Source organism: Leucobacter sp. M11, assembly GCF_035726885.1.
Classification (GTDB): domain Bacteria; phylum Actinomycetota; class Actinomycetes; order Actinomycetales; family Microbacteriaceae; genus JAPFRB01.
Map to the genome: position 1 here is coordinate 246,337 of NZ_JAPFRB010000004.1, position 7,714 is coordinate 254,050.

Here is a 7,714-nt window from a genome sequence, read left to right on the forward strand (position 1 = left end):
GAAGAAGCGGCAGTTCTGCGGGAGCGGCTTCCGGGCCGGGCACGAGGGCCGGCAGTAGATGCCGGTGCTGGCGACCCCCAGGTAGAGCCGACCATCCCAGCGCGTCTCGCGCCCCGCGATCGTTCGGTAGCAGGCCGCGAAATCCAGGCCGAGCGCGGGCACCCCCTGGCCCGGGGCGCCCGCGGCGGGGAGCCCGTCGGCGGCGCGGTCATCCTGGAGCTCTGGGGCGGGGATCGTCTGGGTCACTCCTCTATTGTGCGCGCTCATGCGCCCGGTCGCTGGCGAGAATCGGACCTGACGGTGCCGTCCCCGTCGCCGAGGACGCGGGCGCTCGCCGCAGGACTGCCGCGCGAACCAGCGCCGCCGGCCTCTTCTCGATAGGCTGGGCGGGAACGAGCGGGAGCCTGGCTCCTGCCTCGGTGGAGTGACCGATTGGAAGGTCGCGGCCCGCAAGGTCGTGTACGCAGGTTCGAATCCCGCCTCCACCTCTTAGGAACGCTCCGTCGGGACGGCCAGCGCCCAGGTGCTCATCGCGTCCAACACGGTGCGCAGTTCGCGCCCGAGCGGGGTCAACTCGTACTCCACTCGCGGGGGGACCTCGGCGTAGGCGGTCCGGATCACGAGCCCGTGCGCGGCGAACTGTCGGAGTCGGCTCGTCAGCGTGTGCGGGCTGATCCCGGGGAGGGCCTCGCGCAGTTCGCCGAAGCGCAGCGGCCCCCGGAGGAGTTCGCGCACGATCAGCGTGGCCCAGGGGCCCTCAAGCAGGGCGAGAAAGCGGGCAACGCCGCACTCGGGAAGGTCGGAGGTCATGAGGTTCAGAATATCCCAAAAGTGCAGTTGATGTAACTGGTGCGTTGGCAGCACTATTGAGGTATGACCTCTGTAATTCACGGCGCCACCGGCGCCCAAGGAGCCCCCGTCCTCGCCGCGCTGATCGCGCGCGGCCACACCCCCGTCGCCCTGAGCCGCGGCGGTGCGCCGATCCCCGGGGCGCGGAGCCTCGCCGTCGATGCGAGCTCGGCCGAGCAGCTGACCGCGGCCTACCGCGGGGCCGACGCCGTGTTCGTGCACCTGCCCCTCGGCGCAGAAGACACCCGGCTTGAGCTGGCTCACGCCGTGATCGCGGCGCTCACGTCGGCCCGCCCGGGGCGCGTGGTCATCTCGACGAGCGGGGCGATCGTGGATGCCCCCGGCACCGCGTTGCAGGTGGCTCCCGAGTCGGCACTGGCCACCCTGATTGCCGGGGCGACCGCCTCCGGCATCCCCACGGCGGTCGTCGCGCCGCGGTTGTTTCTGGAGAACCTGCTCCTGCCGCACGTGCAGGCGGGCGTCCGCGAGGCGGGCGCGCTGCGCTACCCGGTACGCCCCGACTTCGCCGTGTCCTGGGCCTCGCACCGCGATGTTGCCGAGGTGATCGTGGCGCTCCTCGGGGACCCCAGCGTGACCGGGGTCCTCGGGGTGGGGGCGGTGCCGCCCGTGACCGGTCCGGAGCTGGCGGACGCCTTCGCCGCGGCCCTGGGGCGGGCCGTGGTCTTTGAGCCGGTCACCCCGGAGGAGTTTGGGCGGCAGATCGCCCCGCTGCTCGGCGAGGGTCCGGCGGCGGGCGTCGCGGGGCTGTATTCGGCCCTCTCGGTCGAGCCGGACTTCACCTTCGACCCGGCGACCGGAGCCGAGGCCCGACTCGGGGTCGCCCCGAGCGACCTCGTGTCCTGGCTTCGCGCGGTCACGGCGGTCACCCCGGCCCCCGACGAGGCCGGGGACGGCGCCGCCCGCGGGTGAGGATTCGCGCCGCGGTCACGTTTCGGCGGCCCCGCTCGACAATGGGGTGAGTGCCATCGCGCTCACCCCGCCGGGCTCCGGCGGGGGCGACCCAACGTCAGGAGTACCCGTGTCCCGTCTCAGCATCCCCGTTCACGCCCCCGAGGGGTACCGCGCCGTGCAGGCGCTCGAAGCCACGGTCCGGGAGGCGCTGGACCCCGTCCTCGTGGACCTCGTGTTCCTGCGGGTGTCGCAGATGAACGGCTGCGCGTACTGCATCGACCTGCACAGCGGCGGGCTCGAGGCGCTCGGGCTGCCGTGGCGCGTCATCAACGCGGTTCAGGCGTGGCGCGAGAGCGCCTGGTTCTCCCCGCGGGAGCGGGCCGCGCTCCGCATCGCCGAGGAGCTGACGGCCCCGGGCGCCGACCCGGAGACCGCCCCCGACCGGCTGGGCATCGCCGACCCGAGCTGGGCGGAGGCGCGCGAGCACCTGAGCGACGCGGAGGTGGCGAACGTGGTGCTCGCCGCTGGCACGATGGCGCTGCTCAACCGGATCGGGGTCGCGAGCCGTCTCCGCCCGGGTGGGCCGACTCCGGAGCGGGACGGCGTCGCGCGGGAGTCCCTGGCCGGTTAATCGGCCCGGCCTCGGGGAGCCCGCCCAGCTTCCCGGGGTCGCTCAGATCCGTGATTCGGGCGATGCGTCCATCGCGCACCTCGACCGTGACGAGGTGCGCGACCCCCGAGAGGGTGACGACCGCGGCGGGGCGGCCGTTCGCCCAGACGGGCCGCGCGGCCTGGCTGTCGTGCAGTCCCGAGACCCCCGCGGCGAACCGCGCCACCCGGTCCGGTCCCAGGAGCGGGCGGCGCGCGGCCCGGGTCCGTCCGCCGCCGTCGTTGAAGGCGATGACCTCCGCGTGCAGCAGGGCGGTCAGCCCGGCCACGTCGCCGTCCCGGGCCGCGGAAAGAAACGCGGTCAGGAGCGTGCGCTCGGCGGCTGCGTCGCCGGGCTCCCCGACCGGCTCGCGCTCGGCCAGCCGAGCCCGCGCCCGGCGGTCCAGCTGCCGGGACGCCGCGACGCTGATGCCGAGCGCCTCCGCGATCTCGGCGTGGCTGTGCTCCAGCGAGCGCAGCACGACCACGGCCCGCTGCGGCGGCGTCAGCGTCTCGGCGAGCACGAGGAAGCCGGTGCTCAGGGTGTCCAGGCGCTCCGCGAGCGCCGCGGGATCGCCATGCCCCCGCTGCGCGTGGCCCGGTGCCCGATCCGCGAGGAGCGGCTCGGGGAGCCAGGGGCCCCGGTAGCTCTGCTCCCGCTGCCGGACGCGGAGGGCGTCGATCGCGCGCCGCACGGTGACGGTGGTCAGCCAGCCCTCCGGGTTCTCGGGCTCGGGGGCGCGCAGGAACTCCACCGACACCCCCTGCACGACGTCCTCGGCGTCGCTCAGGGAGCCCAGCATCCGGTAGGCGACGCGGACGAGCCGCTCCCGCTCTGCCGCCAGGACCGCCTCGGCGGTGGCCGCCTCGCTCGCGTCCCTCACCGGGCGGGGAGGGACAGATCCGGGGCGATCGCTCGGGCCTCGTCCCCGCGCAGGTCGCTCGCGAGCCCCTCCCCGGCGCCGCCGAAGACTCGGACCGGGTGGCGTTCGCTCCACGCGGGCCAGCCCGGGTCGCCGCTTGCCGCGAAGGCCACCCAAGCGGCGTGCATCTCGTCCGCGAGCGCTTGCGGGGCGAATTCCCCCGTCATCGCGCGCACGTCCGGGGCGGCCAGGGTATCGAAGACGAAGCCCAGCTCGAGCGAGTGCGCCGCGCCCAGGTGCTGCACGGGGGTCTTCCAGCCGAACTCGAAGAGGAAGCTGCGGGCTCCCGCCGCCCGACGCCGCTCGGCCAGGCGGAGCGCGGGGACCCGGAGCAACACATCGGTGGCGATCGCGCCGAGCAGTTCCCCGGCGCTCGCCCCGGGTCGGTGCGCGTGGAAGAGGCGGACCGCGTTCGCGGAGACCCCGACCTTCCGGCGCGCGAGGAAGAGGTGCAGGCGGGTCAGGCGAGTGATGAGCCCGCCCGGGACGAACCAGAGCCGGTATTCCTCCTCGGTCGTGCCGATGAGCAGGGGCACCCGATCCGCGAGCCCGGGCAACGATTCGGCGGGCGACACGGGAACCGTCTCGGGATCGAGCACGAGGCCGAACCCGGGGCCGCCGAGGACCGGGTTGCTCCCCGCGCTGACCGCGCTGTGCGCCTCGAGGAGCTGCGCCGGGGTCTGCTCGGCGAAGGCCGCAGCGGTCGCTGGCACGCCCAGGTGTTTGGCCTGGGCGCGGGTGATTCGCCCGGCCCGCTCGGCGGGCAGGGCCTCCAGCGGCCCGGACTGGATGATCGCCCCGGCTACCCGTTCGGCGACGCCCGGCATCGCGAGGAGCGCCGCGACGGCGGTGCCCCCGGCGGACTCGCCCATGAGCGTGATTCGGGTGGGGTCGCCCCCGAAGGCCGGGGCCTCCCGGATCGCCCAGTCCAGCGCGAAGCGCAGGTCCCGCAGGCCGAGGTTGCGGGGGACCCCGTCCAGGACGCTGAAGCCCTCGGCTCCGAGCCGGTAGTTCACCGCGATGAGCACCACCCCGTCGCGGGCGAAGGCCTCGCCGTCGTACACCCCGAGCGCGTTGGACCCCCGGCTGAAGGCCCCGCCGTGCACCCAGAAGACCACGGGGTGCCCGTTCGCGGTCGGCCGGGCGGGAGCCCAGACGTTCGCGTTCAGGAATTCCTCGCCCGGGATCTCGACGGAGGGCAGGACCTCACCGAGGGCACCGGGGTAGGGCGTCTGCGGGGCGGTGGGGCCCGGACGGCGGGCGTCGCGAGGCTCGGCCCACTCGGGGGCCGGGGCTGGGTCCCGGAAGCGGTGCGCGCCGACCGGGGCCGCCGCGTAGGGGATGCCGAGGAAGCGGGCCACGCCGTGCTGGGCGACCCCGACCACGGTCCCGGCGGTGATCGTGGTTTCGACGTGGGTGCCGGCTGGCTCGGGGGAGGACGCGCCCGCGTATCGGCCCGGGTGCGATTCTCGGTCGACGGTCATGGGTCCCCCTCACAGCAAGCGTCCCCAGGCGGGTCCGAGTGATTGGGATCGTAGCACTTGGCCCGCCCGGTGCGCCCGCATTGGCGAGCAGGCCGCGCGACCCTCGCCGCGCCGCTCGGCGGACGCACCACCCCGCGCACCCGGGGCGCCGGATCGGCTGCGGCGGATTTCCGCGGCCCGGGCCGGGGGTCCGTTATGCTCAGAGGCGAACTGAGCCGAAAGGAAACACCGTGGCAGAGCAGCCGAAGAAGAAGGTTGTCAACGTGGAGGCACCCTCCGCGAAGACCACCCAGAACTCGGCGGGGGGCGCCGGCACCGCGAGTGGTGCGCCAACCGCATCGAAGGCACCGAAGCGGGAGCGGGTGGACCCGGCCTGGACGCCGACCCCGGAAGCGAAGGCGCAGGCCGGGAAGCTCCGGCTGATCTCCTGGATTCTCTGGGCGCTGGCGATCGCGGGCGAGGCCTTCGCGATCTTCTGGGTGCTGAAGCAGATCACCGTCAACATGTGGCTGCTCATCGGCCTCATCGTGGTCATTGGCGCGTTGGCCCTGATTGCGGCCCAGCTCTGGAAGAAGGCGAACCGCCTCGACCCGGCCTCGGAGCGCGACAAGGTGCGCTTCTTCGTGCAGAACCAGCTCGGCGCGATCATGACGATCGTCGCCTTCCTGCCGCTGATCATCCTCGTGTTCCTGAACAAGAACATGGACGGCAAGCAGAAGGGCATCGCGGGCGGCATCGCGATCGCCGTGATGATCGCGGTGGGCCTGCTCGCCGCGGATTACACGCCGCCGTCGGTCGAGCAGTACGCAAACGAGCAGGCGACCGTCGTCCACCTGACCGGCGAAGACAAGGTGACCTGGACGAAGTCGGGCAAGGTCTTCCACCTCTGCGAGACCGCGAAGGCCGTGAACCTGGAGTCGAAGGACGGCCAGATCTTCTCCGGCCCCGTCGCCGCCGCGCACGAGGCGGGCAAGGACCGACTCACGAAGCAGCTCAAGCAGGAGATGGAGCAGTGCGGATTCGACCTGGCGCTGCTGGACACCCTGCCCGACGAGCAGGCCGCGGCCGTCGACGTGACGCCCGAAGACCAGAACACCGAGGACGCCCCGGCCGAGGACGAGGCTCCCACGGAGACCGAAGCTCCCTAGCCGAGCGGCTCCGGAACGCAGCAGCTCTGCCGACGCGGGCGCGGGACCACCTCCGGGTGCTCTCGCGCCCGCGTCGCTGTCTCTGGGCGGAGCCGAGGCGGGCTCGGGCTACTCGGCGAGCTTGGGCTCCGCCGGCGCAGCGGGGCCGGCGGGCTCGCTCAGCCGCGCGAGCAGATCGGGCAGGCTCCGGGAGATGTAGGGGGCGTTGACGAAGTCGCCCTCGGCGTTGCCGTCGAGGAGCCAGGCCTCGAAGGAGCGCTCGTAAGTGTCCAGGATGATCCGGACCGCGAGCACGGGCGGCCAGCTGAAGCGACGGCCCTGGGCGGCGAAGAGCGATTCGAAGGCGTCGCTGAGGGCGCCCACAAAGCGGCGTTCGGCCTGGGCCGCGCCCGCGCTGCCGACGCCGAGGCGCAGGGCCTGGCTGCGTCGGGTCTGCCGGATGACCAGGCTGCTCCGGTCGAGGGGGCGCGCGGCGCCCATCGCGGCGGCGGCCTCGACGAGGGCGGCCTCGCCCGAGGCGCCGGGGGTCGGCACGAAGTCGGTCACCGCGAGGCGCAAGCGACTCGCGCACTCCTCGACGAGCTGGTCGTTGACCGCGTCCAGCAGCCCCTCGGGGCCCGGGAAGAGGGCCCGGAAGGACGCCGGGCGCACCCCGGTGTCTCGGCACAGCTCCTCGACGAGGCGCGGGGTGGCCTCCTCGCCGGAGGCGAGTCGGGCCCGGGCCGCGCTCACGAGGCGTTCGCGGGTGCTTTCCCGCAGGGCGAGGGACTGCGGCGTCGGCGCCGGGGCTTCGAGACGGTTCGTGCTCATCCCTCCATCATGCCCGATCCCGCGTCAGTCGGCGGACGCGGGGGTCCCTGCCGGGTGGTTCCTGCCCGCGGCTCAGAAACGCGGGTCTGCGACCGCCGGGAGGACGAGGCTGCGCACGTAGCTGGCCGGGGACAGCGAGAGCAGGGCGCGCGTCATGGTCACCACGTCGTGCACCGGGATGAGCGCGCCCGCCCCGCGGGCGGCGGCATCCTCCCGGGGCGTCGCGAGCGGGTCCTCGGTGTTGAGGTCGCCAAGGTGGAGCACCGTGACCGCGAGGCGCTCGTCCCTGGCCCCCTCGCGCAGCGCCTCCGCGATGCCGGTCAGCGCGTGCTTACTCGCGCCGAAGACCACCTCGGGCCGCCCGTTCCCGGGCAGGGCGGACGTCGACCCGGTGAGGACGACCTGGGGGCGCGGCGCGGCGAGCACGCGGGGGAGCAGCCGCTGGAGAACGATGGCCGTCGCGGTGATGTTCACGTCCACCATCCGGGCGAGCTGCGCCGGATCGTCCGCAAGAAAGTCGTAGTCGGCCGTGAACGCCGCGGGCTCCCAGAGCCCCACGTTCATCACGAGCACGTCGATCGCCCCGGGCAGCTCCGTGGCCAGGGACTCGGCGGCGAGCGGAGGGTCCGCGAGGTCGGCGCTGATCCAGCGGGTCGTGATCCCGGCTCGGGCCGGCAGCGGGTCCGGAACCCCGCGGGAGACCCCGACGAGCTCATCGCCCGGGTCGCCGAGCCCATCGAGAAAGGCACGGCCGAGCCCGGTGCTCGCTCCGACAATGACGATCCGCATGCTGGCTCCTTGGCTGTTCTGGAAGGCTCTGGAAAGCTCTGGGGGCTCGGGTGCGGTGACGCGATCCCTTTTGCCTGACGCTCCTGTGCCTGACGCTCCTGTGCCTCACGCTACGGGCTGGGCGGGCCGGGAACTCGGGAGATCCCCGTGA

The 7,714-nt window shown here is 73.7% G+C and carries 9 protein-coding genes and 1 tRNA gene; 4 read left to right on the forward strand and 6 right to left on the reverse strand.

Features of this window, described 5'->3' with window-relative positions:
* Window positions 1-246, reverse strand: a 246-nt coding sequence (locus OOT08_RS13170; protein ID WP_325093208.1) for an Ada metal-binding domain-containing protein, incomplete at its 3' end; no start/stop codon positions are given.
* A gap of 172 nt (window positions 247-418) precedes the next feature.
* Between OOT08_RS13170 and OOT08_RS13175 the strand changes: the two genes are divergently transcribed.
* A tRNA-Cys gene (locus OOT08_RS13175) sits at window positions 419-488 on the forward strand.
* A 1-nt stretch (window position 489) separates the two neighbouring features.
* Here the strand turns inward: OOT08_RS13175 and OOT08_RS13180 are convergent.
* Window positions 490-864, reverse strand: a complete 375-nt coding sequence (locus OOT08_RS13180; protein ID WP_325093209.1) for a winged helix-turn-helix transcriptional regulator — start codon at window positions 862-864, stop codon at window positions 490-492.
* Window positions 865-873: 9 nt separating this feature from the next.
* On the opposite strand from OOT08_RS13180, the gene OOT08_RS13185 reads away from it, so the two are divergent.
* The gene (locus tag OOT08_RS13185; protein ID WP_325093211.1) at window positions 874-1,779 is read left to right on the forward strand and encodes an NmrA family NAD(P)-binding protein; all 906 of its coding nucleotides are present in this window, start codon (window positions 874-876) and stop codon (window positions 1,777-1,779) included.
* Window positions 1,780-1,888: 109 nt separating this feature from the next.
* Window positions 1,889-2,392, forward strand: coding sequence for a carboxymuconolactone decarboxylase family protein (locus OOT08_RS13190; RefSeq protein ID WP_325093212.1), 504 nt, complete (start codon window positions 1,889-1,891; stop codon window positions 2,390-2,392).
* Here OOT08_RS13190 and OOT08_RS13195 read toward each other — a convergent pair.
* Together OOT08_RS13195 and OOT08_RS13200 are read right to left on the reverse strand one after the other, a co-directional pair.
* Window positions 2,304-3,293 carry a sigma-70 family RNA polymerase sigma factor gene (locus OOT08_RS13195; RefSeq protein WP_325093213.1) on the reverse strand — a complete coding sequence of 330 codons (990 nt, stop codon included), beginning with the start codon at window positions 3,291-3,293 and terminating at the stop codon, window positions 2,304-2,306. The two genes, OOT08_RS13190 and OOT08_RS13195, sit on opposite strands and share 89 nt — an antisense overlap.
* Entirely contained in the window at window positions 3,290-4,816 is a 1,527-nt protein-coding gene (locus OOT08_RS13200; RefSeq protein ID WP_325093214.1) for a carboxylesterase/lipase family protein, read from the reverse strand. The genes OOT08_RS13195 and OOT08_RS13200 overlap by 4 nt, the downstream gene beginning before the upstream one ends.
* A gap of 230 nt (window positions 4,817-5,046) precedes the next feature.
* Between OOT08_RS13200 and OOT08_RS13205 the strand changes: the two genes are divergently transcribed.
* A complete protein-coding gene (locus tag OOT08_RS13205) occupies window positions 5,047-5,964 on the forward strand; it encodes a hypothetical protein (protein WP_325093215.1) in 918 nt (305 codons plus the stop codon).
* 108 nt (window positions 5,965-6,072) lie between these two features.
* Here OOT08_RS13205 and OOT08_RS13210 read toward each other — a convergent pair whose 3' ends face one another.
* Window positions 6,073-6,774 (reverse strand): hypothetical protein, encoded by a 702-nt coding sequence (locus tag OOT08_RS13210; protein WP_325093216.1) that lies wholly within the window; start codon window positions 6,772-6,774, stop codon window positions 6,073-6,075.
* 72 nt (window positions 6,775-6,846) lie between these two features.
* Window positions 6,847-7,563 carry an SDR family NAD(P)-dependent oxidoreductase gene (locus OOT08_RS13215; protein ID WP_325093218.1) on the reverse strand — a complete coding sequence of 239 codons (717 nt, stop codon included), beginning with the start codon at window positions 7,561-7,563 and terminating at the stop codon, window positions 6,847-6,849.
* Window positions 7,564-7,714 lie beyond the last annotated feature (151 nt).

Bases quoted from the DNA above. Each gene is read 5' to 3' on its own strand.
- OOT08_RS13210 (WP_325093216.1), bottom strand. From the start codon at position 6,774: ATGAGCACGAACCGTCTCGAAGCCCCGGCGCCGACGCCGCAGTCCCTC.
- OOT08_RS13215 (WP_325093218.1), bottom strand. From the start codon at position 7,563: ATGCGGATCGTCATTGTCGGAGCGAGCACCGGGCTCGGCCGTGCCTTT.
- OOT08_RS13200 (WP_325093214.1), bottom strand. From the start codon at position 4,816: ATGACCGTCGACCGAGAATCGCACCCGGGCCGATACGCGGGCGCGTCC.
- OOT08_RS13185 (WP_325093211.1), top strand. From the start codon at position 874: ATGACCTCTGTAATTCACGGCGCCACCGGCGCCCAAGGAGCCCCCGTC.